The organism is Halalkalicoccus subterraneus (genome assembly GCF_003697815.1).
GTDB lineage: Archaea > Halobacteriota > Halobacteria > Halobacteriales > Halalkalicoccaceae > Halalkalicoccus > Halalkalicoccus subterraneus.
The window spans coordinates 16,853-39,685 of record NZ_RDQG01000051.1; the positions used below are offsets into that span (position 1 = coordinate 16,853).

A 22,833-nucleotide genomic window follows, 5' to 3' on the forward strand; every position below is an offset into this window, starting at 1 on the left:
GGAACCAAACCCATTTGAGCGGGGCCACCTGAAAGAGGGTAATGAGTACGCTCACGTGGGTCCTCGTGGGTCTCGCGCTCTACTGGGCGATCCTGCTCTCGGCTCGCAGCCGGGGGCTGTTGCCCGAGTACGTCGGGACGCAGGGCCCGATCATCACCCTCCACACGAAACGCGGGCGGGTCCTTTTGGACACGCTCGCGCGCCCCAAACGGTTCTGGCGGGCCTTCAGCAACGTCGGCGTCGGGATCGCGCTCGTCGTGATGGCGCTGAGTTTCGTGTTCGTCCTCTTCGCCGCGGTGCAGGCGCTGTACTCCCCCGAAACGACCGCGAGCGCCGTCACCGAACCGAGAAACGTCGTGATTATTCCCGGCGTCAACGACTTCCTCCCGCTGTCGGCGGCCCCGCATATCATTGTCGGCATGCTCATCGCGCTGGTCGCCCACGAGGGCGCCCACGGACTGCTCTGTCGGGTCGAGGACATCGACATCGAGTCGATGGGTGTCGCGCTGCTCGCGATCATCCCGATGGGCGCGTTCGTCGAGCCGAACCAGGAGAGCCAGGAGAGAGCTGACCGCGGCGGCAAAACCCGGATGTTCGCCGCGGGCGTCACCGCGAACTTCCTCGTAACGGTCCTCGTCTTCGCGCTGCTGTTCGGCCCGGTCGCCGGCTCGATCGCGGTCGCGCCGGGCGCGGCGGTCGGCGGGGCGTTCCCCGGATCGCCGGCCGACCAGGCCGGCATCAGCGAGGGCGACCGCATCACCGCCGTCGGGGGCCAGTCGGTAGCCGACGAGGGCGAACTCACCGACGCGCTGGCAGAAGCCGACGGCCAGGTGGCGGTGACGCTCGCGGACGGCGACGACCAGCGCGAGGTCGCGGTCGAGCGCGAGGTGAGCGTCGTCGAAGCCGTCGAAAGTGGCCCCAGCGGGCTCGGAACCGGCGACTCGATCGCGACCGTCAACGGCGAGCCGGTGACGACCGAAACCGAGTTCCGCGAGGCGATCGGCGAGGAGCCCGTTGTGACCGTCGAGACGGGCGACGGCGAGGAACACACCTTCGCCGCGGGTGCGCTCTCAAGCGTCGTCGACGGGCCCGGTGCCGAGGCCGGAATGCCCGAGGGCGAGTCGGTCGTGATCACCGCGGTCGACGGCGAACGCGTCCTCGACAGTGGGGAGTTGACGGGCGTGCTTCAGGGCACCGAACCCGGCCAGACGGTCGAGATCGAGGCCGTCGTCGGCGGCGAGACCGAGACCTACAGCGTCGAACTCGGCGAACATCCCGACGGCTATGGACAGGTCGGGATCAACGTTCAGCCCGGTATCACCGGACTGGTGCTCGACGATCTGGGCATCCAGCCCTACCCCGCCGCGACGTACCTCGGCTTCGTGAGCGGCGAGGGTGGCGGCAACTTCATCGGCGCGATCACGCTCGCGCTGATCCTCCCCATTGCGGGCATCGGCGGGTTCGGCCTGCCCTTCAACTTCGCGGGCTTCACCGGCTTCGTGACGAACTTCTATGTCGTCGAGGGCGCGCTCGCGCCGCTCGGTAGTGGCGTCTTCCTGCTCGCGAACATGCTGTTTTGGACCGGCTGGATCAATCTCAACCTCGGCTTCTTCAACTGCATTCCGGCCTTCCCCCTCGACGGCGGGCATATCCTCCGGACCAGTACGGAGGCGATCGTCTCCCGACTTCCGATCGAGGGCAGCTACGAACTGACGAAGACGGTGACGGTCTCGGTGGGCGTGACGATGCTGATGGGGCTGTTGCTCATGATCTTCGGACAGGGGCTGCTCGCCTAACGCTCCTCCAACCCGTACCGTTCCGCGAACTCCTCGGGAGTTTCCGAGACTCGGTCGAATTCACCGAAATCGCGCTCGTAGTGGCGGATCACCTGTTCTGCGATCCACGCGCTGAACGTCTCGTCGAAGTTCCAGTGGCCCTCGGCGGCGGGGAGGTCGAACCGCTCGTCGGTCGCGAGCGCGACGTAGACGTGGTAAAACCCCAGGATCACGTCGGCGAACTCCTGGCCCGTTTCGGCGGTCGATTCGCGCTTCTTCTCCAGTTTTTCGTGACCCGACTCGGTGAGCGCGAAGTACTTGCGGTCAGGTTCGTCCTCGCGTTCGATCCGCTCGGCCCAGCCCTCCTCCTCGAACTTATAGAGAATGGGGTAGACCGATCCGTAGGAGGGTTCCCAGTGGCCGCCACTGATCTCGGTGATCTCCTTCAAGATCTCGTAGCCGTAGCGGGGCTTTTCGTCGAGGAGTTCGAGAACGAGATACGAGATGACCCCTTTCGGCGGCCCACTCTTTCGCATTGACCACTGTTCAGACGGGCGAGGTGAAAGCGTTTCGTTTCCGATACTCAACCCGTCAGGCTGCCGTACAGTCGTACCTGAGTGAGCGCGTTCGCGTCCGGCTGGTCGAACGCACCTACTCCGACGACGAGCAGAACGTCATCGTCCTCATCTACGCGACTTCCGGAAGGAGTGCGCCCTGCCGAGGTTTTCGGGACCCGGCCGCGAGGCGAAGGTCTGGCCTTCGGTCGATCCCGACAACCTCGGTCACGTAAGCGATCCCGAAACCCGCGAGGTCTACGCCGCCGAAGTCGAGCGTGTGCGTGACTGCCACGACCCCGACGATGCCGTGTAGAATGTAGAAAAGTCCTTCCGGCACGCCCCCCAACGCCCGATATGGAACGACGTGACCCGCCGAGAACCGAAGAGGGGCTGTACGTGCTACACGACCTCCGGCGCGTCGATTGGGATGCCTGGCGCGGGGCCGCCGAACGCGACCGCGAGGCCGCAATCGAGGACGGTGTCGCGTACCTCGAGGACCACGCCGCCGTCGAGGAGGGTGACACGGCGGTCTTCAGCGTCCTGGGCCACAAGGCCGATCTACTCGTCGTTCACCTCCGGCCCACGCTCGAAGCACTCGACCGGGCCGAACGCGAGTTTGAGGGCTGTGCGCTCGCGTCGTTCACTGACCGGGCGAGTTCCTATCTCTCGGTCGCGGAGGCGTCGGGCTACACCGAGGCCGCGGAGGACTACTTCGATCCCGACGCCGAGGCCGACCCCGGGCTGCAGCGCTACATGGACTCACGGCTCCATCCCGAACTCCCCGAGACGGAGTTCGTCAGCTTCTACCCGATGTCGAAACGCCGCGACCCCGAGTACAACTGGTACGACCTGCCCTTCGACGAGCGCCGGGAACTCATGGCCGCCCACGGCGACATCGGGCGCGAGTATGCGGGGAAGGTCACCCAGATCATCTCCGGCAGCGTCGGCTTCGATGACCACGAGTGGGGCGTCACCCTCTTCGCCGACGACATGACCGACATCAAACAGCTCCTCACCGAGATGCGCTTCGATCCCTCCTCCTCGAAGTACGCCGAGTTCGGGCGCTTTTACACGGGTCGGCGGTTCGCGCCCGCGCAGTTGGACGCGTTCCTCGCCGGCGAGTCGGTCTCGTTCGATGGGATCGACGAGAGCGGAGGCGAGGGGGCCGTCGACACCGAACTCGCCGAGGAGTTCGGCCGCCTCGGCGTCACCGTCGACATCCCCGAGGGCGCCCACGGTCTCGTGCTTCGCTCGGAGGTGGACGTCGAGACGGTCCGGGAGGAGGTCGACGGGCTGCGCGGGAACTTCGAACACTACGACAGTCACGTGTTGACGGAGGTCAAAGAGGACGAGGGGGAAGCGGCGATCGTCAGCGTCTGGGAGACCGAACGCGCCGCGGGTACGGCGCGCGGGTTCCTCGAAGAGCTACCGGGCGTCCACGAGGTGATCGCGGGCGCGCTCGCCGACGAGGACGTCGAGCCGGAGGAGACCGGCGAGGCCGAGGCTGACACCGACGACATCCGCGGCGAGCTCGCGGAGCTCGACATCTACGCGGGCAAGCCCCACGGCGAGGACGTCTACGCGATGGTGCTCTACTCCGAGGCCGACCCCGACGAGCTGGCCCCGGCGGTCGAGGACCTCTCCGACGGCTTCGACCGCTACGACACCCACGTCAAGACCGCGACTTATCAGGCGGAAGACGGGAGCCGCTCGGCCGTCGTCAGCATCTGGGGGACGGCCGACGCCGCCGACACCGCCGGCGGCTTCTTGGCCGACCTGCCCGGTATCGTCGCTCGTGCGGGAGAAGAATCGGGCTTCGGGACGATGGGGATGTTCTACACCGTCAAGCCCGACTACCAGGAGGACTTCGTCGAGAAATTCGGGGTCGTGGGCGGCCTGCTGGAGGACATGGACGGCCACCACGACACCGACCTGATGGTCAACGTCGCCGACGAGAACGACATGTTTATCGCCAGCCAGTGGCGCTCGAAGGAGGACGCGATGGGCTTCTTCCGCTCCGACGCCTTCCGTGATACCGTCCAGTGGGGTCGTGACGTCCTCGCGGACCGGCCCCGCCACGTCTTCCTCGCATGAGGAACTCGGAGCCGGCCGAGGGACACGCTGCTGGAGGGCTGCGGATTGCGATTCTGGCGGGGTTTCCCGTCGTCGTAGCGCTCCTGATCGGGCTACTGGGTGGAAACGCCCGCTCGGGGCTGGTGATCGGCGCGGGAATGGGGTTGGGGCTGGCACTCGCGGTCGTCATCTACGGGCGGCTCGCGGGCTGAACGCGGTCAGTGGCCCGCGAACAGGTAGCCCGCGACGCCGCCGAGCCCGAAGGCGAGCGTGAGCGCGATCCATTTTCCGGCCGAGCGGTCCCGCCGCCGGGCGTGAAGCAGGACGCCGACAGCCAGAACCGTGTGAAACCCGGCGGTCAGCACGAGGAACCGGCGCACGTCAGTCGGCGGGCTACTTGTCGATGCCCGCCTCACGGAGGTCCGTGCCGTCGACCGAGGATCGGAGACTGTCCATACCGTCGTCGCGCTCGATCCCGAAGTTCGTCGCGTAGAGCTCGGCAATGCGGTCGAGTTCCCCTTCGGAGAGCGGCGGGACTTCGCTCGTATCTGCCCACTCGTCGATGTCGGCGGTCGTGCGGAAGGTGGGCGTCACGCTCGCGACGGCGTCGTGGGCGAGGAGCCACTTGATCGAGGCCTGTCCCATCGTGCGTTCTCCCTCTCGTTCGAGGAAGCGAAGCGTTTCGAGCTTCTCCCAGCCCGTCTCGTACCACGCATCGGGGCGAAAGCCCCGATGATCGCCCTCTCCGAGTTCGGTCTCGGGGGTGACTTGCTCGTTGAGCAGCCCCGACGAATGGGGCACGCGGGGGATGAGGCTCGTCTCGGCGTCGAGCTCCTCGATGGTCTCGAGGAAATGGTTGCCGACCTCCTGTTCGAGGAGGTTCCAGACGAGCTGGACGGCGTCGAACCCCTCGGCGATGGCCGTATCGCCCTCGGCGAGCCATCCGATGGAGGGGCCGAGTGCGAGCCCGCGAGCGCGGATCCGACCCTCGTCTTCGAGCTCGTCGAGCACGTCGAGCACCTCGGGGGTGAGCTCCTCGGCGTCGGCGTTGTGGAGCTGGAGCACGTCGATGTAGTCGGTGTCGAGCCGATCGAGGCTCTTCTCGACGGCGTCGCGGAGGTAGTCGGGGTCCATCTCCTTCGGGAGTTCGCCGTGGCCGGCCTGGGGGTTGTTGTAGAAGTCGTAGCCGACCTTCGTGGCGATGGTCACCTCCTCGCGGCGGTCGGCGAAGGCCTCGCCAACCAGCTCCTCCGAGCGACCATGGCCGTAGACGTCGCCCGTGTCGAAGTAGGTGATCCCCTGTTCGAGGGCGTGTTCGAGCATCCCGATCGCGTCCTCGTCGGTCCGGTCGCCCCACCAATCGGTGCCGACGGTCCAGGCGCCGAAGCCGACCTCGCTGACCTCGACCTCCGAGTCGCCGAGCGTGCGGTAGTGCATACTCGAGGTATGGCACGGGGGATACTTAGCGGATGCGGACCGTTCCCGGAGCCCGGAAATCGGTCCCGAGCCCATGGCGACCGGACCACCCGCTCCCTTCCGCAACCGAACCCCATTTGAACGGTCCTGCCGAAACGAGCGGCATGACGAAACGTCACGTCTCGCTCCCCGAGGAGGCGGAAGAAGGGGTCGAGGCGTTCATCGCGGAGGTCGACGACCGGCTCGCCGGCGAGGAGGACACCTGCGAGGTCGTCCGCGACACCCTCGTGGACCTCTACGGGGATCGGGAGGCCTACGAGCGCTGGCAGGCCGGCGAGGAGGTCTCGCCCGCAGAACGGGTTCGCCTGCAGGGGTACGACCCGTGTAACGCCACCCTCGAAAGCGAGTACTACGCCGAGAAGGACGAGGCGAAGTTCAGACGCTCGAAACACCTCCAGTGGCTCTGGCGGCAGTTCGACGCCACACCGATGGCCGACAACGTCGAGTTCGCGCTTCGGTTCCGGCGGATGCTCGCGAGCCACCTCTTCGCCGACTGTGGCGAGGGCTGTCGCTTCTTCAAAGGGATCTCGGTTACGTACGGCCACAACATCACCGTCGGCGATAACACGGTGATCCACGACGGCGTCCACCTCGACGACCGCGGACGACTGGAGATCGGGGATCGGGCGTCGATCTCCGACGGCGCGCACCTCTACAGTCACGACCACGACGTCGTCGATCAGACCGAGGTGACGAACTTCCGGACCGTCGTCGAGGACGACGCGCGGGTGACCTACGACGCGATGGTCCGGGCGGGCTGCGTGGTGGGCGAGAACAGCATCGTCGGGGCGCGTGCGATCGTCCAGGGCGACGTCCCGGCCCACCACGTCGTCGTCGGCTCCCCCGCGAGAAGCGTGCGGATCAAACCGGGTTTCGAGGACCGGGCCGAACCGATCGGGGACGGTCTGACGAACCGACGGGACGACCGCGAGGTTCCCTACGAACTGCCGGACGAGCTTGAGCGCTTCGACGAGTTCGGTCGGGATTTCGGGACGACGGACGGGACTGGATAGGACACACTCGGGCGGGGTGAGCCGAAGGAGTGCGATCACTATGGGGCGAACGTGTCGTTGCCGGGACGCCGTGCGCTCGCGGAGGAACCGACCCGAGGTCGACTATCGACCGACGCGATCGCGCCTGCCGGTCGTACTTTTAAGCGTCTAGGTCGAGTAGCTCCGGGCGATGCAACCACAACAGTACGTGCCGCTCGCGGTTTCGACGGATAGCGAGGATCGACTGCCGGCGGGCGTGCGATCGGCGGTCGAGACGCTGCGGCCGATCGTCGTCAAACACGGCCGGATGGGGACGCTCTCGTTGCTCGCCGGCGGCTATACGGTCCTGAAGGGGCTCGCGTCGCTGCGCTCGAGCAAGGGGAAGGCCCTGCGCCAGATCGCCGTCGGGGCCGGCTGGATCGCCATCGGGCGCGCCCAGCAGCAGGCCTCGGACGCCGACGTCGAGGTCAGCGAGCCGTGGACGAGCGACGATGACGACGATCCCAAAAAGGAGGAGCCCGGCGTGATCGCCGAGGAGAACACCGAATCACCGCGGGACTTCGGCGACCCCGAGACGGGCGAGACGCCCGATGACGAGGCCCAGGGCGCCGGTGAGGACGCCGAGATCGCCGGCCCGACGGAGGGCGACGCGGTCCCCGAGACGGATAAGGAAGGTGGCTCCGAAGGGCATCCGGCCGACGACGTCGAAATGGTCGATACGGACACGGACGAGCTCAACGAAGGAAGCCTCCAGACAGACGAGCAGGAAGAGGAGGTCGCCGAGAACGACGACGAAGACGATACCGAGGAGTAGTCGTTACTCGCCGTTCTCGTCGTTACTCTCGTCGGTTTCGTCGTCTTCATCACCTTCGGCCGCGGTTCCGTCGCCCTCCTCGCGCAGTTTCTCGACGTCCTCGTAGTCCTTCGCCAGCAGGTGAAGCTGTTTGACCGGCGTGTAGTCGGCCATGCCGTCGGGTTTCTCGAACTCGACGATCCGGTAGTTCGGGGGGTAGTCCGCACCGGTGCGGCCGTCCCAGTGGATCTCCCAGCCCGCTTCGAGCAGTTCTTTGACGTCGTCCAGGGAATCGGGAGCTGACATAGCTACGAGGTAGTTACTAGAGGACCGTTATAATCGTTGGTGGCCGCTCGCCGGGGGGGGAACCCGGCGGAGACACCAGGCGACATCGCGCCCGGCAGAAGTGCGCTGGCCGGGAATTGAACCCGGGCTATGAGCTTGGGAAGCTCATGTCCTACCACTAGACCACCAGCGCGTTCGTCGCTTCGTTTCTCGCGCGCCGAGCCCCATTCCTGCACTCGGTGAGACACCAGCGCTCGATCGGAGGTAGCCGACCGCGTCACTTGAACGTAGCGCTTCGTTCCGGTGGACACGTATCCAGTTTTCCGGTCCTACAGATGGCTATTAGACGCTGGGGTCGCTACGGGTAGCCATGATCGACCTGCGATTCTCCGAGGAGGAACTCGACACCGTCCACGACCGGATCACCGGATTCATCGCCGACACGATCGACGAGGCGGGCGCCGACGGCGCGATCCTGGGGCTGTCGGGCGGGATCGACAGCACGCTGACCGCCTACTTGGCCGTCGACGCACTCGGCAAGGAGAACCTCCGCGGACTCGTCCTGCCCGGACAGGTGAGCAGCGAGGAGAACATGAGCGACGCCGAACGGGTCGCCCGTGATCTCGAAATCGAGTACGACGTGATCGAGATCGACCCGATCGTCGACACATTCGTCTCGACGGTACCGGAAGTCAAGGGCGATCACGTCGCTGTCGGCAACGCCCGCGCGCGGGTCCGGGCGGTACTCAACTACCTGCTGGCGAACCACGAGAACCGGATCGTGCTGGGGACCGGCAACCGCGCCGAAGCCGCGGTGGGCTACTTCACGAAGTACGGCGACGGCGCGGTCGACTGTCATCCCATCGGAAACCTCTACAAACAGCAGGTCCGCCAGCTCGCACGCCACGTCGGCGTCGCCGAGGACCTCGCGGCGAAGACCCCCACCGCCGAACTCTGGGAGGACCAGACCGACGAGGGCGAACTCGGGATCGATTACGACACCCTCGACGCGGTGCTCGCACTGCACATCGACGGGCCGCTGTCGACCTCGGCGACCAGTGAAGCCGTCGGCTGCGAGGAGCGCGTGGTCGAGGACGTCCGGACGCTCTACGAGCGAAGCGCCCACAAGCGTGCGGTGCCGCCCGCACCCGAGCGCTAGCGGGTTACGGGCGCTCGTATCGCCCGATCAGTTCGGCGAACGCGGTCGCCTCCGCCGTTTCCTGTTCCGTACTCGAAGAGACGTCCCGGAGCCGTTTCTTGGTCAGCGCGAGCGCGCGGTGATCGTTTTCGGCGACCTCGCGGGCGACCGTTTCCGGATCCTCGACGATCCGCGAGACCAGTCCCATTCGGAGGGCCTCCTCGGCGTCGATTACCCGACCGGAAAGCGAGAGGTCCGCCGCGTCGGCCCCACTGACAAGGCGGGGCAGACGGACGGTGCCGCCCCACGCGCCGAACAGGCCAAAACCGACGCCGGGCTCGCCGAAAGTCGCCTCAGGGGTTGCGATCCGCAGGTCGCAGGCCAGCGCCATTTCGAGGCCGCCGCCGCGGGCCGGGCCGTCGACCCCCGCGACCACGACGCTCTCGGCCCCTTCGATCGCGCGGGCGGTGCGCTGGCCCCGCTCGGCGAACGCCCGGCCGTCCTCCAGGTCGGCGACCACGTCCAGATCCGCGCCCGCACAGAACGCCGAGCCGGCCCCCGAGAGGTAGACGACGGGTTCGTCGGCCCCACGGACGGCGCGAGCCAGCGCGTCGAGGCCGTCGGGGGTGAGCGCGTTGCGCCGGTCGGGGCGGGCGAGCGTGACGTGGCAAACGTCGCCTTCGGAGCGAGTTTCGATCATGCAGACGGGTGGTTTCCAAAGGTCTTTGCCCCTTCCATCCCTACCGCAGTCAAATGGAACAGGCCGAGTTGGCTCGCGACGGCGTGCGGGAGGCCGTGGCCGACATCGAACCACCGCGGCTGGCCGAGCGCATCGACGCCATCCTCGCCGGCGCCTCCATGGCCCCCGGCGCGCTCGTCTGTCTGCTGGCCCAGCGGACCGATCCCGAGGCTGACCGGGAAGCGGTCGCAGAACGCGCCGCCGGGGTTCAGCTCATCTACGAGGGGCTTCGCCTCACCCGCCGGCTCGCCCAAGAGGAGCCGTGGGCCGACTCGGAGGAGCATACCGCCGCGAACCTCGACGTTCTCGCCGCCGACATCCTCGTTTCCCGGGGGTTCTACCTGCTCGCGACCACCGAGGCCGCAGCGACCGCCGTCGAGACCATCCGCGCCTTTGGCCGGGATCAGACCCACCGCCGCGAGCCCGACGCCGACCGGGAGGCGCTCGACAGTTCGCTCGAACGGGACGTGATCGCGCTGGCGGGCGTCGCCGGCGAGAGCGCCACTGACGGATCGCTCCCCGATACGCTGGGCGGGACCGTCGAGCGTCTCGCCGCACGGGCCGGCCGGCCGCTTGCGGACGCCGAGGAGCTGTTTTCCGGGACTGCTCTCATGGGAACCGACGGACAGGCCAAAGCGTCGGCGACCGACACCTAACCACACGAGGGGGCGCGGATGGAAACCCTTAAAAACGTTCCACGGGAAGGAAGCGATGCGCGCCTGGGTAGCTTAGCGGTAAAGCGCGTCCTTGGTAAGGACGAGAGCCCGGGTTCAAATCCCGGCCTAGGCTCTGCACGCAGCTTTTGCGCTGCGCTCCTTCGCTTCGCTCAGCCGCTGGGCAAAAGCTGCACCAAAAGCGCAAAAGACGACCATCGGAAGGCTTCTGCTATACCGCTCGTTTCCTTTCGATTACTTGCGGGCGTTCTCGTATCCCCACTGTGAGTTCGCCGACCCCGTCGGTGGACTCCAGACTGGATTCGCAGCGTTACCCACGCCCGGTTCGACGATCAACGTCCTTTCACACGACGGGTCAACGCATTAGTGCCGGAGTGATCGAAATGGAAGTATGCAAATCGGACTCAAAAGCCTGCTCAAGCGAATCCTCACGATGAAAGCGCTCCGAAAACTCCTGAAGAAGTTCCGAAGGTAAGCGACGTCGAGTCGTTCGGCCCGATGATCACCGTCCGGCATGAACGACGGTTTCAACCACGGTCCCGGTTCCGCGGCTCGCTACCGTGGGACCTCTCACCGAACCGGCCGCGAAACCGAACGGTCCGGGCCTGTACTGCTCATTCCGGCGCGTACTCCTCGTAGATCCGGTCCATCCGCGCGGCCATCACGAAATCGCTCGTGTGGAGGCCGTCAATCTTGTGTGTCCACATCTCGACCACCACTTCGCCCCACGAGAGGTGGAGGTCCGGGTGGTGCCACTCCTCCTCGGCGAGTTCGCCGATCTCGTAGGTGAACTCCAGGGCGTTCCGAAAGTCCTCGAACTCGTAGGCCCCTTCCAAATGGTGGTCCTCGACGACCGTCCAGACCTCGCCGTCGAGTTCCTCCAGATATTCGGCGTATTCGTCCTCGCTGAGCGAGTCGTCCTCAGAGGTACACGCCTCACACTCCTGATCCGCGAGTCGCTGTGCCATATCGTTCCTATTCCCCTCCCGACGCTTGTAGCTTCGCCCAGAGCCGTCGATCAGCTCAGCCGTTCCCACGGCGGGCGGGTCGTGCTGAGAGAGACGGTCACTCCTCGGAGTCGTCGTCGGAGGGCTCGGGCCAGGTCACGCCCTCCATGAACGGCACGCCCATGCGCTGGGCGGCGCGGGCGATCATGTGCGCGCCCGTCGGCACGGTCAGAAAGAGGAAGAAGATCCCGAGCAGTGACGTGAGCCCGGCGTTTCCGGGTCCGAATTCGACGAACGCCGCGAAGAAGATCGCGGCCGTGCCGAGCGTCGTCGGCTTGCTGGTGGCGTGCATCCGGTTGTAGACGTTCGGGAATCGGAGCAGTCCGATCGTTCCGACCGTCAGGAAGAAACACCCGACGACGATCAGCGCGACGATCAGGACGGAGTGGAGCGTGGCGAGCGTCATTCGATCACCTCCCCTTCGGTGACGAACTTCGCGACGCTGACGGTCGTGATGAAGCCGATGATCGCGAGCACGAGCGCGCCCGTAACGAAGAGGCTACGCCCGGTTAGCAGCGCGAACAGCACCGCGATCGCGACGACGTTGGTGACGATCGCGTCGATGGCGACCACGCGGTCGGGCACCGTCGGCCCGGCGATCGCGCGGTAGGCACAGAGAACGCACAGCGCCGCGACCACAACCAGCCCGGCGCGAACCGTGAGGGTCACGAACGCGGGGTCGGCACCCTCAGTCACCATCGGAGCCACCCCCGTCGACGACGATCTCCGGAGCCGGCGAGCCCGGATCGAGCTCCTCGTCGAAGATCAACAGCGCGTAGTCCTCCCAGCGCCGGATCGTCCCGACGACCGACTCCGGATCGCGCCCGTCGATCACGTGGACGTACAGCGCGTTGCTGGCCTCGTCGTAGTCCTGGGTGACGGTCCCGGGCGTGATGGTGATGGTGTTCGCGATGGTCGTGACCCCGAAGTCCCCCTGCACACGAAGCGGGATCAGGATGACCTCGGGGTGGATTGTCGAGCCCGGCGCGAGCACGCGGTAGGCGACGTCGAGGTTGGCGACCACGACCTCCCGAGTGAACGTGATCAGGTACAGCCCGACGTAGGGGACCGCGGTCACCAGCCGTCCGAGGGCGATCCGGTCGTCGTACAGCCGCCGGAAGAGGTAGGCGATCGGGAGCCCGACGACGACGCCCGTCAGGAACTGCCCGAAGACTCCCACAGGGGTCGTCTGGGCGTCGCGGGCGAATACGAACATCACGCCGAGGCCGACGCCGACGACGAGCCAGGTTCGGGCCTTCATGCGCCTCCACCCCCGGTCAGGTCGACGGCATCGATATACGCCCCCCGATCGGTCGCGGCCGTCGCGGCCGCGTCGGCGAAGCGATAGACCGGGTCGAACCCGATGCCGACCGCGACGAGCGCGACCGCGAAGGCGACCAACACGGTCAACTGTACGGGGTCGGGGCTCGAAGCGTCGACCACCGCCGAGGGATCGCCCCAGAACGCGCGGTTCCACACCCGCGTCGTGTAGGCGATGGTCAGGCCCGTCCCGCCGATCAACAGCACTAATCCGGGGACTGCCCCCGCCCGCACCGCGACGTCGAACACCAGCAGCTTGCCGAAAAAGCCCGACAGCGGCGGGATTCCCACGAGCGCGAGCGCACAGACGAACACCACGCCCGCGAGGACCGGCGACCGTCCAGCAAGCCCGCCCAGATCCCCGAGTCGGCTGGTTCCGACGGCGTCACGGACCGTGCCGGCCGCGAGGAACAGCGCCGCCTTCGCGAGCGCGTGGTTGAGCGCGTAGACCAGCGCCGCAAGCACCGCGAACCGGCGGATCGCGGGCGTCGTGGCCGCCGCCCCGATCGCCAGCGGGATCGCGATAAAGCCGAGCTGGCTGATCGAGGAGTAGGCGAAGACTCCCTCAAGGGAGTCGGCGTCGAGCGCGCCGAGCGCGCCGACGACGACGCTCGCTACCGCCATGCAGAACAGGACGGGCCCGTAGAACGCGAGGAGGGACTCCCCGCTCACGCCGGGGATCGAAACCGAGAGCTCGGCGGCCCCGAAGACCGTGAAGTAGAGCCGGACGATCGCGTAGAAGCCGACCTTCTTGGTCACGCCGGCGAACAGCGCCGTCACGGGCAGGGGGGCAGCGCGGTAGGCCGAAGGCACCCAGAACTGGAACGGGACCAGCCCGCCCTTGAGCGCGAACACCGCAAACAGCAGCGCCGAGAGACCCACCACGGCGTCGGTTTCGATCCCGGCGGCGGCCGGATCGGCGAGCCGAGTCGCCATATCGGCCATGTTGAGCGTGCCCGTGACCGCATAGAGCCCGCCGATCGCGAGCAACATGACCGCGCTGCCGATCAGGTTGAGCGAGACGTACCGGAGCGCGGCGCGGGTGTGTTCGGCCCGGCCGTAGAAGGCGACGAAGGCGTAGCTCGCCATCAGCATCACCTCGAACCAGACGAAGAGGTTGAACAGGTCGCCCGTGAGGAAGGCACCGGTGACGCCGAGCAGTAGGGCGTGAAACAGCGGGTGATAGAACACGCGCTGTTCGTCGGGGGGCATGTAGCTCACCGAGAAGACGAGCGCCCCGACGCCGACGACGGCCGCCATCGTGAGCATGAACGCCGAGAGGGCGTCGGCGACGAGGGTGATCCCGAACGGGGCGGGCCAGCCCCCAAGTTGGTAGGTCGCGGGGCTCGCACCCGGCGAGAGCGCGACCCGCCAGGCGATCGCCCCGATCGTCCCCGCGTACGCGAGCACGCCAGCGAGGCTTAGGACGATCTGGACGCCCAGCCGACGGCGGGTTCCGAGCGTCGCGACGATGCTGAGCAGCGCGACGAGCATCGGCGCGATGACGAACGGGTCGGTCATGGCTCACCCCCGATCTCCAAGAGATCCAGCGTGTGGTGCTCCTGGTAGACGCGGTAGGTCAACACGAGTGCGAAAGCGGTCATGGCGAAGCTGATGACGATGGCCGTCAGGACGAGCGCCTGGACGAGCGGGTCGGTGGTCTGGGGGACGTGCTCGCCGTGGCCGGCCAGCACGGGAACGGCGTCGCCCGAGGGCTCGACGATGCCACCCATCGTCATGAGGTAGACGTTCGCGGCCTGGCTGAGCACCGTCAGCCCCCAGACGACGTGCAGGACGTCCCGGCGAAGCAACAGGAAGGTGCCGGCGGCAAAGAGCGTTCCCACCACGGCCGCGAGGACGAACGCGGTCATTCGGCACCCACCACCGAGAGGACCGTGAGGAAGCCGCCGACGACGACGAGGAACACGCCGAGGTCGAACACGACCGCACTCGCGATCTCGACCTCGCCGTAGATCGGGACGTCGTGGAGGATCACGTACGTCTGTGAGAGGAAGGGCAGATCGAACAACAGCGGGACGAGCCCGCCGCCGATTGCGATCACCAGCCCGAGCAGGAAGGCCCGGCGGTAGAGGACGACGATCGGGTCGTCAAGGACGTCCGCGACGGGCTCCAGATCATGTCCCAGCACGCGCGGGAAGTCGAGCCCGTAGGAGATGTAGACCAGCGCGAACGCGGTCGTGGCGAGCACGCCCCCGATGAACCCGCCGCCGGGCAGGTTGTGACCTTGGAGGAACAGCGAAACCGCGACGACGAGGATGAGCGGGACGACCACCCGCGCGGTCGTCCGCATGATGACCGTCGTCACGCAGTGTCACCCCTGTCGCGCCTGCTCATGAGCGCGAGCACCCCGATGGCGGCGAGCGCGACCACCGTGATCTCGCCGAGGGTGTCGAACCCGCGGAAATCGACGAGAATCACGTTGACGATGTTGGTCCCGCCGCCCTCGGGGACCGCCTGTTCGGCGAAGTAGCGCGCGATCGAGTCACCACCCCCTGGCGGCGAGCGCGTCGTCAGCAAGACGGTGAGAAAGACCGTCGCGCCGACGCCGACCGAGAGCAGCCCGTCGCGGACGGCCCGACCCGAATCGAGGTCGCCGTAGAACTCGGGGAGCTCCTCGACGACCAGCAGGAAGACGAGCAACAACAGCGTCTCGACGACGAGCTGGGTCAACGCGAGGTCCGGGGCGCTCGCGAGGATGTAGAAGACGGCGATCATCACCCCGAGGACCGAGAGGGTGAGCACGCCGGCGATGTGCGAGGGCGCACGCGTCACCGCGAGGGCGACCGACACCGCGACGACCAGCACGAGGATCGTCGGCAGCGACACCCCGAGCCCGTCGTAGGCCGGCAGCGAGACGCGCGTCGCGGCGTAACCCGCGAGCGCGAGCGCGCTCGTCGCACCCAGCACCCACGTCACGGCCGTCCGTAACCGCCCGTTTTGGATCGCGGGTATCGACCGGGCGCTCGCGGATTCCAGACCAGCCAGCCCGGCGTCGTACCACCAGTTCGCGCGGACCGGCCCGGCCGCGGTGAGCGCCCGGACGCCGTCACGGATCCGATCGTAGAACGGGTAGGCGGCCAGCCCGGCGAGGATCGTGATGATCGACATCGCGACCGGCGGGGTGAGCGAGCTCGGGAGCCCGGCGTGCATCTCGTGAGCCTCCAGTGCGGTCGGCTCGACCGCCCATCCGACGAAGCTATCGACCGCGAACTGGGGAGCGATGCCGACGACGGCCGCGACGGCCACGAGGACGGCGGGCGGGACCAGCAACGTCGCGGGCGGGTGGTGGATCGAGCCCAACTCGTCGGGGCGCGTTCCGAAGAAGAGCGCGAGGAATCGAAGCGAGTACAACACGGTGAAGACGCTCGCGAACACCGCGAGGACGGGGTAGAGCCACGCCAGACCGCCGGCGGTGTGGGCGACCTCGTAGGCCGCCTCGAACAGCAACTCCTTCGAGTAAAATCCGTTGAAGGGGGGAAAGCCGGCCATGCCGAGCGCCGCGACGGCGGTGAGGAGCGCCGTCACGGGGAGGTCGCGCCGGAGCCCACCCAACTCGTCGATCCGGCGGGTGCCGGCCTCGTGGGCGATGATCCCCGCGATCAGGAACAGCGGCGCTTTGAACAGGGCGTGGTTCAGCAGGTGAAAGACGCCGGCTTCGGCACCATAGGGTACGGTGAACCCGAACGCCGCGACCATCAACCCGAGGTGGCTCGCCGTCGAGTACGCGAGCAGTTCCTTGATGTCCGTCGAGGCCACCGCCAGTATAGCGGTGACCGCCATCGTCGCGAGACCGAGGGTTGCGAACAACAGCATCCACTCGGGACTCTCCAAGAGCGGCCTGAGCCGTCCGATGAAGTAGACACCGACTTTCACCATCGTCGCCGAGTGAAGAAACGCCGAGACGGGCGTGGGCGCCTCCATGGCGTTGGGCAGCCAGAAGTGGAGGGGTATCTGTGCGGATTTGGAGGCCGCCCCGACCGCGAGCAAGAACAGCGCGGGGACGAACAGACCCGCATCCCGAAGCGCCGCACGCATCGCAGCGGGCTGTTCGAGCATCGCCACCAGCGAGAACGTCTCCGTTCCGAGCGCGCTGCCGGAGGCGACGAACAGCGCGAGAAAGCCCACGAGGACGAACAGCCCGCCCCCGACCGTGACGATCATCGCCATCCGGGCGGCATACCGCGAGTCGGCCTCGCCGGTGTGGTGGCCGATCAGCAGGAACGAGCAGACGCTCGTGAGCTCCCAGAACAGAAAGAGCGCGATCAGATCGGCCGACAGCGCCACTCCGAGGATCGACCCCATGAAGGCGAGCAACGCCGCGTAGTACCGCACCAGTCCCTCCTCGCCGTACATATATCCCACCGAGTAGGTGAACACCAGCGCGCCGATCCCGCTCGCGAGCAGGGCAAACAGCAGCGCCCAGCCGTCGACGTGAAATCGAAGCGAGACCTCCAAGGCGGGGATCCACGGGATCGAAACGGTCGCCTCCGAGCCGATCTGGGTGGCTAGCATCCCGAAACACGCGAGCGCGACAGCCGCCCCGACGTAGCCGGTTCGCTCGCCGACCGCCCGGTGGACCGCCGGAACCAACACGGCGACGGCGAACGGCAGACAGACGGCGAGAACCGTCACCTCCGGGCCGACGGGCGAAACCATATACTCACACTGATCGAGGACGCTCCTTAGCTATTGTCCATTCGTTCGAAACCGACCGGCCAACGCGGCGGCACTTCCATCCGCGGATCTCCCGATCTCCGCGGGCGGAGAGACGGTCCGAACGCGTCCGCCATCGACGTAACAGGCCATCTTGAATCAAGGCGAGCAATACGAGCATATAACCCGCTGGCGGCGAACGGTCGCGTATGCGGACCGAACACACCCTCCGCGCCGCCGACGCGCGGGACCTCGCGCTCGCCGAGGGGTCGGTCGATCTCGTCGTCACCTCGCCGCCGTACCCGATGATCGAGATGTGGGACGAGGCGTTTTCGAGCCTCGACCCCGAGGTCGAAGCCGCGCTCAACGCCGAGGAGGACGACCGGGCGTTCGAGCTGATGCACGGGGTGCTCGATTCGGTGTGGGACCGGCTCGAGTGTGTCCTCCGGGAGGGGGGGATCGCCTGCATCAACGTCGGCGACGCGACCCGCACGGTCGAGAACACGTTCCAGACCTACCCGAACCACGTCCGGATCACCGAGGCGTTTCGCGAGCGAGGGTTCGTCTCCCTGCCGGGCATCCTCTGGCGAAAGCCGACCAACAGCGCCGCGAAGTTCATGGGCTCGGGGATGGTGCCGACCAACGCCTACCCCACCCTCGAACACGAGCACATACTGGTCTTTCGCAAGGGCGGTCCCCGACGGTTCGAGCCCCACTCGGAGGCGCGCTACGAGAGCGCGTACTTCTGGGAGGAGCGAAACCGCTGGTTTTCGGACCTCTGGTCCGACGTAAGAGGGGTCGACCAGCGCCTCGACAGCGAGACCCGCGAGCGCTCGGGGGCGTTCCCGTTCGAACTACCCTACCGGCTCATCAACATGTTCTCGGTCCACTGCGATACGGTCTGTGATCCGTTCTGGGGGACCGGAACGACGACGCTCGCGGCGATGGTCGCCGGCCGGAACTCCGTGGGCTACGAACTCGATCCCGAACTGATCGGGCGGTTCGACGACCGAATCGAAGATCTGTCCACCTTCTCCCAGGAGGTGCTCGAAGGCCGACTCGCGGCTCACCGCGAGTTCGTCGAGCGGGTCGGGGCCGACGATCTCTCCTACGACGCCACCCACTACGACTTCCCCGTACGGACGAAACAGGAACGGGAGATCAGGCTGTACAGCGTCGAAGGAGTCGGAGAACGCGGGGAAACCGACGACAACGGTTCGGGCTATCGGGTCGAGTACCGCCCGTTCGAGGGAAGCGAGTGACCAGCGGGTCGATGGCGATGAGGGGCTAACGTTTTTCTAGCGGGTGAGCATAGGGAGTGCATGAAGTTCGTTATCGTTGGGTACGGTCGGGTCGGAATGCGGACCGCACGGATCCTCGACGAGGAGGGCCACGAGGTCGTGATCGTCGACAACGACCCGGACAAGGTCAAGCGGGCCAAAAACGCGGGATTCGAGGCGGTCGAGGGCGACGGCAGCGACGAGGGGATCCTCGAAGCCGTCGGAATCGAGGACGCCGACGCGGTCGGGGGGCTGACCGGCGACCTCAACACCAACTTCGCGACGTGTACCATCGGCAACCATCACGACTGTCGGACCGTCATGCGGATCGATAACGACTACCGCGAGGACGTCTACAAGCAGTACGCCGACGACGTCGACGAGATCGTCTACCCCGAACGCCTCGGCGCCGCGGGGGCAAAGACGGCGCTGTTGGGTGGGGATTTCAACCTCGTTACCGACCTCACCGAACGGCTGCAGCTCGTCACGATAACGGTCCGCGAGGGATCGCCCGCGCTCGGCCAGCGTGTCACTGAGGTCGACCTCCCCGATAGCGCACGGATCTACGCACACGGAGCGAACCACGAGGCGATGACGATCCCTCTTCCACGGACGACGATCGAAACGGGCGACCGGGTCGCCGTCATCGTCGAACAGGAGGGAGTCGAAGGGGTCAGGACGGCGCTTCTCGGAACCGAGGAACAGGTGGGCGCGTGACGTGTGGGTGGGATCGATCTCGCGCCCTATCAACTGATCCGACTCGATGGCCAATAAATCTATGTCAGACGACCGAATGACGCGGTTCAGCTGGGCGGAGCTGTTCGAGCGCGCCCCGAACGGGACGGACGAAGAGACGATCCAGAAGCGACTCGCGGAGCTTCGCGAATGAGCGAGCCCGATCCGACGCGAATCATCGCCGACGCGGACGTGCTCGCGGCGGATCTGCTCGCGGGTGGGTCGGCCCGCGAGGCGATGGACCGCGTCAGGAGCCACTCGTGGCTCACCCTCGTCGCCACCGAACCGCTGTTCGACGACGCCCAACGGATCATCGCGGAACTCGCCGACGCGGACCTCGCGCTCGCGTGGCGGACGACGATCGAAACCCTTGCACAGGTAGTCGACCAGCCGCCGGACGATCACCCCGCGCTCGCGGCCGCCTATCGGGGCGACGCCGCACAGGTGCTCTCGTTCGACGAGGCGCTCGCGAGCGCCGAGACGGGAGCGAAACTCAGACCGCACGTCGCGACGAGCGTCCGCTCGCCCGACGCCTTCCTCACCGTCTTCGACCCCGAACGGCTCTACCCGGCCGTCGAAGACGGATCCTACCCCGGTCCCGACCGGGACCCACGATTTTAGCCACAACGCATATATATTCGTATATTTATTCAAATATTATGATATCGAATATATCCGGGGTCGACTCCCGAACGCTCGCGGTCAGTGGTGCATTCGTGCTCATCGCGACAGTCGTCATCCTCTCGATCGGAATCGACGGGAGTCAGTCAATCGGGTACGCCGGACCCCCGATCGCCGCGAGCGGGGTTCTGATCGCAGTGTTCGCGCTGTTGGGTTTCGACTGAGCGAGCTACCGCTCTGCCAGCCAGTCGCCGAACGCCGCGAGCGCGCGCCCCCGGTGGGAGACGGCGTTTTTCTCCTCGACGTCCATCTCCGCGAACGTCTGTCCGCGGTGTTCGAAGATGGGATCGTAGCCGAAGCCGCCCGACCCCCGCGGCGGGACGATCCGACCGCGCACCGCACCCTCGAACGTTTCGACCCCCCCACTATCGACGTAGGCGACGACCGACCGGAACCGCGCCCGGTCGTTTTCTTCGCGGGCGGCGAGGGCCTGGACGCGCTCGATGCCGAGTTTCTCGTCGACGTACGAGGAATAAGGTCCCGGAAAGCCGTCGAATGCGTCGATGAACAGCCCCGAATCGTCGACGAAGACCGGCTCGCTGATCTCGCGGTAGGCGTCGCGTGCGCCCGCGGCAGCGATCTCCGCCAAACTATCGGACTGGATCTCCGGGTAGTCGTACTCGATCCGCTCGACCTCCTCGGGGAGGTACTGGGCGGCCTCGCGGGCCTTGCCGGCGTTGCTCGTCACGAACCGTAGCATACCGAAACCGGAGCGGCGAAAACGGAAAGCCGCGTCGATCAGTCGTCGACGATGACCTCGACCGGCTCCTCCTCGTCGGCCTCCTCGGGCTCTTCGGTACCGCTTCGCTCGTTGTAGAGCAGGACCGCGGCCACGAGCAGTACGATCCACGAGCGCCAGCTCGCGAGGTTCAGCGTGTAGCCGACGCCGAACGGCTTCTCGACGAGCATCCCTTTGCCCGGCTGCCAGTACGCCGACAGCAGGCGCCCGACGCTCGGTCGTTCGAAGTTGTACGGCATGCCGAACAACGTTCCGAAGTCTTCTTTCTCGGCCATACCTCCCCTGAGGTCCGCCCGCATTATAAAGCCTCAGGACTACCGGTAGCGTCCCCGACCCTCGATCTCGCGGAGCTGATCGAGAACCGCGGGATCACCGGCCTCGCGGTAGCCGGCCTCGAACGCCTCCCGGCAGGCCTCGAAGTCGGTGGCCGTCCCCGAGAGCGCCCGCTCGAAGACGTGTACGTCCATCGCGTGGTCCTCGAGTTCGTCGGTGTGATAGCCCAGCCCGAAATCGATGCAGTAGAGGCGATCCTCCGAGAGACGGGCGTTTCGCGGCGTCGGATCCCCGTGGACGATCCCGTTTCGGTGTAGCGTCGCGAGGTGAGTGCCGAGCTCGCGAACCCGCTCGGGGGCGAGGTCGGCGCTCAGGTCCGCCCGTCCCACGTGTTCGAGGACTAGCGTTCCCTCGCGGAGGTCGACGTCCCGGACGACCGGCGTCGGAACCCCCGCGCGCCGGGCGAGGCTCGTCAGGCGGGCCTCGCTCGCAGTGCGCTCGTGACGCAAGCGCGCGTCGAGCGTGGGGTGGCGATACGCCCTCGCATGCCGGCGTTTTCGGACGACGTCGCCGAGTTCCACGGTCGCCTCCGCACCCGCGACGTCCGACCCGGTCTCTACCCGCTTCGAAACCGATTCCCCGCCGCGCCAGGTCACCTCGACCTGATCGGGTCGGAAGTCCGAGTCGACTCGCGACTCCTCGATCGCGAGGGTGTCGCCCGCCGCGGCCATTTCGGCACCGAGCACGGCGATCATGCCCGCGTTGTCCCGCAGGAATCGCGGTTCGGGCGCGTAGAAGGACGCGTCCCGTGCCTCGCACATCGTTTCGAGCATCCCGCGTAGCCGGGCGTTCTGCCCGACCCCACCTCCCAAAACGAGTTCGTCGCTACCAGTAAGGGAAAGTGCGCGCTCGCTCACCTCGGTCAGCATCGAAAAGACGTTCTCCTGAAGGGCGAAACAGACGTCCTCGATTCGCTCGCCGGAATCGACGGCGTCCTTCGCGGCGCTCATGATCCCCGAAAACGAGAAGTCCATCCCCTTGACGACGTATGGCAGGTCGACGTACTCGCCGTTTTTCGCACGGTCCTCGACCTTCGGCCCGCCCGGATGGCCCCAGTCGAGGTGACGTGCGAACTTGTCCAGCGCGTTGCCCACGCCCGTGTCCATCGTCTCGCCGAGCACCTGATACCGGCCGTTGTGATAGCCCAATACGTGGGCGTTCGCGCCACTCGCGTTCAGACAGACCGGGTTCGCGAACCCCGAGCGATGCCGGCCGATCTCGAGGTGCGCGACCATGTGATTGACGCCGACCAGCGGCACGTCGAGGGATTGGGCGAGCGCCCGGGCGGCGCTGGCGACGATCCGTAGACAGGGACCCAGTCCGGGCCCCCGCGAGAAGGCGACCGCGTCGACCGACTCGGCCTCCGAGAGCGCCCACTCGATTACCTGGGGAATCGCCTCGCTCATGTGTTCTGCGGCCTCGCGAGGGTGAATACCGCCGCTGTCGGGCTGGTAGGGATCGGACTCGATGAAGACCTCGTCGGTTGCGGAATCGAAGTACGCGGCGCTCGCGGCCCATGCGGTGCCTTCGATCCCGAGAACGCGCATCGTCTCGCGCTACCG

Annotated in this window: 27 protein-coding genes, 2 tRNA genes and 1 pseudogene; 13 read left to right on the top strand and 17 right to left on the bottom strand. The window is 66.8% G+C overall.

Translation table 11 applies throughout. The annotated features are described in order from the left end of the window. Positions 1–41 precede the first annotated feature (41 nt). A complete protein-coding gene (locus EAO80_RS12590) occupies positions 42–1,796 on the top strand; it encodes a site-2 protease family protein (RefSeq protein ID WP_122090235.1) in 1,755 nt (584 codons plus the stop codon). On the opposite strand, the gene EAO80_RS12595 is transcribed toward EAO80_RS12590, so the two are convergent. Then, positions 1,793–2,311, bottom strand: coding sequence for a PadR family transcriptional regulator (locus tag EAO80_RS12595; protein WP_122090236.1), 519 nt, complete (start codon positions 2,309–2,311; stop codon positions 1,793–1,795). The genes EAO80_RS12590 and EAO80_RS12595 overlap by 4 nt on opposite strands. A 77-nt stretch (positions 2,312–2,388) precedes the next feature. On the opposite strand from EAO80_RS12595, the pseudogene EAO80_RS20400 reads away from it, so the two are divergent. The 3 genes and pseudogenes from EAO80_RS20400 to EAO80_RS12610 all read left to right on the top strand — a co-directional run bounded on the left by EAO80_RS20400 (position 2,389) and on the right by EAO80_RS12610 (position 4,617). After that, positions 2,389–2,645, top strand: a pseudogene (locus EAO80_RS20400) (hypothetical protein). A 41-nt stretch (positions 2,646–2,686) separates the two neighbouring features. Next, positions 2,687–4,426: a heme-binding protein gene (locus EAO80_RS12605; RefSeq protein ID WP_122090237.1), complete on the top strand. Its 1,740-nt coding sequence runs from the start codon at positions 2,687–2,689 to the stop codon at positions 4,424–4,426. Next, positions 4,423–4,617: a hypothetical protein gene (locus EAO80_RS12610; protein WP_122090238.1), complete on the top strand. Its 195-nt coding sequence runs from the start codon at positions 4,423–4,425 to the stop codon at positions 4,615–4,617. The genes EAO80_RS12605 and EAO80_RS12610 overlap by 4 nt, the downstream gene beginning before the upstream one ends. Before the next feature lie 6 nt (positions 4,618–4,623). Here EAO80_RS12610 and EAO80_RS12615 read toward each other — a convergent pair whose 3' ends face one another. Together EAO80_RS12615 and EAO80_RS12620 are read right to left on the bottom strand one after the other, a co-directional pair. Next, positions 4,624–4,785, bottom strand: a complete 162-nt coding sequence (locus EAO80_RS12615) for a hypothetical protein (RefSeq protein WP_211330705.1) — start codon at positions 4,783–4,785, stop codon at positions 4,624–4,626. 13 nt (positions 4,786–4,798) lie between these two features. Continuing rightward, complete coding sequence (locus EAO80_RS12620; protein ID WP_122090240.1) at positions 4,799–5,842, bottom strand: aldo/keto reductase; 1,044 nt, start codon at positions 5,840–5,842, stop codon at positions 4,799–4,801. A gap of 143 nt (positions 5,843–5,985) precedes the next feature. On the opposite strand from EAO80_RS12620, the gene EAO80_RS12625 reads away from it, so the two are divergent. Together EAO80_RS12625 and EAO80_RS12630 are read left to right on the top strand one after the other, a co-directional pair. Continuing rightward, positions 5,986–6,894, top strand: a complete 909-nt coding sequence (locus EAO80_RS12625; RefSeq protein WP_122090241.1) for an acyltransferase — start codon at positions 5,986–5,988, stop codon at positions 6,892–6,894. Between the two features lie 169 nt (positions 6,895–7,063). Beyond that, positions 7,064–7,687 (top strand): hypothetical protein, encoded by a 624-nt coding sequence (locus tag EAO80_RS12630; protein ID WP_122090242.1) that lies wholly within the window; start codon positions 7,064–7,066, stop codon positions 7,685–7,687. Positions 7,688–7,690: 3 nt separating this feature from the next. Here EAO80_RS12630 and EAO80_RS12635 read toward each other — a convergent pair whose 3' ends face one another. Next, entirely contained in the window at positions 7,691–7,972 is a 282-nt protein-coding gene (locus EAO80_RS12635) for a hypothetical protein (protein WP_122090243.1), read from the bottom strand. 101 nt (positions 7,973–8,073) lie between these two features. Further along, positions 8,074–8,144: transfer RNA gene (locus EAO80_RS12640), tRNA-Gly, on the bottom strand. Between the two features lie 177 nt (positions 8,145–8,321). On the opposite strand from EAO80_RS12640, the gene EAO80_RS12645 reads away from it, so the two are divergent. Further along, positions 8,322–9,110 carry an NAD+ synthase gene (locus EAO80_RS12645; protein ID WP_122090244.1) on the top strand — a complete coding sequence of 263 codons (789 nt, stop codon included), beginning with the start codon at positions 8,322–8,324 and terminating at the stop codon, positions 9,108–9,110. Positions 9,111–9,114: 4 nt separating this feature from the next. Here the strand turns inward: EAO80_RS12645 and EAO80_RS12650 are convergent, their stop codons facing one another. After that, positions 9,115–9,789 carry an enoyl-CoA hydratase/isomerase family protein gene (locus EAO80_RS12650; protein ID WP_122090245.1) on the bottom strand — a complete coding sequence of 225 codons (675 nt, stop codon included), beginning with the start codon at positions 9,787–9,789 and terminating at the stop codon, positions 9,115–9,117. A 53-nt stretch (positions 9,790–9,842) separates the two neighbouring features. Between EAO80_RS12650 and EAO80_RS12655 the strand changes: the two genes are divergently transcribed. Together EAO80_RS12655 and EAO80_RS12660 are read left to right on the top strand one after the other, a co-directional pair. Beyond that, a complete protein-coding gene (locus EAO80_RS12655; RefSeq protein WP_122090246.1) occupies positions 9,843–10,484 on the top strand; it encodes a DUF7114 family protein in 642 nt (213 codons plus the stop codon). A 61-nt stretch (positions 10,485–10,545) separates the two neighbouring features. Further along, positions 10,546–10,617: transfer RNA gene (locus tag EAO80_RS12660), tRNA-Thr, on the top strand. A 499-nt stretch (positions 10,618–11,116) separates the two neighbouring features. Here the strand turns inward: EAO80_RS12660 and EAO80_RS12665 are convergent. From EAO80_RS12665 to mbhE, 8 genes are all read right to left on the bottom strand, one after another. Further along, a complete protein-coding gene (locus tag EAO80_RS12665) occupies positions 11,117–11,470 on the bottom strand; it encodes a 4a-hydroxytetrahydrobiopterin dehydratase (RefSeq protein WP_122090247.1) in 354 nt (117 codons plus the stop codon). 97 nt (positions 11,471–11,567) lie between these two features. Continuing rightward, positions 11,568–11,915, bottom strand: coding sequence for a monovalent cation/H(+) antiporter subunit G (gene mnhG, locus EAO80_RS12670; RefSeq protein WP_122090248.1), 348 nt, complete (start codon positions 11,913–11,915; stop codon positions 11,568–11,570). After that, positions 11,912–12,205 (bottom strand): monovalent cation/H+ antiporter complex subunit F, encoded by a 294-nt coding sequence (locus tag EAO80_RS12675; protein ID WP_122090275.1) that lies wholly within the window; start codon positions 12,203–12,205, stop codon positions 11,912–11,914. The genes mnhG and EAO80_RS12675 overlap by 4 nt, the downstream gene beginning before the upstream one ends. After that, positions 12,198–12,770, bottom strand: coding sequence for a Na+/H+ antiporter subunit E (locus EAO80_RS12680; RefSeq protein ID WP_122090249.1), 573 nt, complete (start codon positions 12,768–12,770; stop codon positions 12,198–12,200). The genes EAO80_RS12675 and EAO80_RS12680 overlap by 8 nt, the downstream gene beginning before the upstream one ends. Further along, positions 12,767–14,350, bottom strand: a complete 1,584-nt coding sequence (locus tag EAO80_RS12685) for a complex I subunit 5 family protein (protein WP_122090250.1) — start codon at positions 14,348–14,350, stop codon at positions 12,767–12,769. The genes EAO80_RS12680 and EAO80_RS12685 overlap by 4 nt, the downstream gene beginning before the upstream one ends. Beyond that, positions 14,347–14,700 (bottom strand): sodium:proton antiporter, encoded by a 354-nt coding sequence (locus EAO80_RS12690; RefSeq protein WP_122090251.1) that lies wholly within the window; start codon positions 14,698–14,700, stop codon positions 14,347–14,349. Before EAO80_RS12690 ends, EAO80_RS12685 begins: the two co-directional genes overlap by 4 nt. After that, positions 14,697–15,155 carry an MnhB domain-containing protein gene (locus EAO80_RS12695; RefSeq protein WP_122090252.1) on the bottom strand — a complete coding sequence of 153 codons (459 nt, stop codon included), beginning with the start codon at positions 15,153–15,155 and terminating at the stop codon, positions 14,697–14,699. The genes EAO80_RS12690 and EAO80_RS12695 overlap by 4 nt, the downstream gene beginning before the upstream one ends. After that, the gene (gene mbhE / locus EAO80_RS12700) at positions 15,152–17,506 is read right to left on the bottom strand and encodes a hydrogen gas-evolving membrane-bound hydrogenase subunit E (RefSeq protein WP_122090253.1); all 2,355 of its coding nucleotides are present in this window, start codon (positions 17,504–17,506) and stop codon (positions 15,152–15,154) included. The genes EAO80_RS12695 and mbhE overlap by 4 nt, the downstream gene beginning before the upstream one ends. 206 nt (positions 17,507–17,712) lie before the next feature. Between mbhE and EAO80_RS12705 the strand changes: the two genes are divergently transcribed. From EAO80_RS12705 to EAO80_RS12720, 4 genes are all read left to right on the top strand, one after another. Next, positions 17,713–18,765, top strand: a complete 1,053-nt coding sequence (locus EAO80_RS12705) for a DNA-methyltransferase (RefSeq protein WP_122090254.1) — start codon at positions 17,713–17,715, stop codon at positions 18,763–18,765. A gap of 60 nt (positions 18,766–18,825) precedes the next feature. Continuing rightward, on the top strand, positions 18,826–19,500 hold the full coding sequence (locus tag EAO80_RS12710; RefSeq protein ID WP_122090255.1) for a potassium channel family protein: 675 nt from the start codon (positions 18,826–18,828) through the stop codon (positions 19,498–19,500). Between the two features lie 168 nt (positions 19,501–19,668). After that, entirely contained in the window at positions 19,669–20,139 is a 471-nt protein-coding gene (locus EAO80_RS12715) for a DUF7384 family protein (RefSeq protein WP_122090256.1), read from the top strand. Between the two features lie 38 nt (positions 20,140–20,177). Then, entirely contained in the window at positions 20,178–20,363 is a 186-nt protein-coding gene (locus EAO80_RS12720; protein ID WP_122090257.1) for a hypothetical protein, read from the top strand. Between the two features lie 5 nt (positions 20,364–20,368). Here the strand turns inward: EAO80_RS12720 and EAO80_RS12725 are convergent, their stop codons facing one another. The 3 genes from EAO80_RS12725 to EAO80_RS12735 are packed head-to-tail and all read right to left on the bottom strand — an operon-like array spanning position 20,369 to position 22,818. Next, positions 20,369–20,899: an XTP/dITP diphosphatase gene (locus tag EAO80_RS12725; protein WP_122090258.1), complete on the bottom strand. Its 531-nt coding sequence runs from the start codon at positions 20,897–20,899 to the stop codon at positions 20,369–20,371. A 38-nt stretch (positions 20,900–20,937) separates the two neighbouring features. Beyond that, positions 20,938–21,213: a DUF5808 domain-containing protein gene (locus tag EAO80_RS12730; RefSeq protein WP_122090276.1), complete on the bottom strand. Its 276-nt coding sequence runs from the start codon at positions 21,211–21,213 to the stop codon at positions 20,938–20,940. Between the two features lie 39 nt (positions 21,214–21,252). Further along, entirely contained in the window at positions 21,253–22,818 is a 1,566-nt protein-coding gene (locus EAO80_RS12735) for a bifunctional N(6)-L-threonylcarbamoyladenine synthase/serine/threonine protein kinase (protein WP_122090259.1), read from the bottom strand. Positions 22,819–22,833 lie beyond the last annotated feature (15 nt).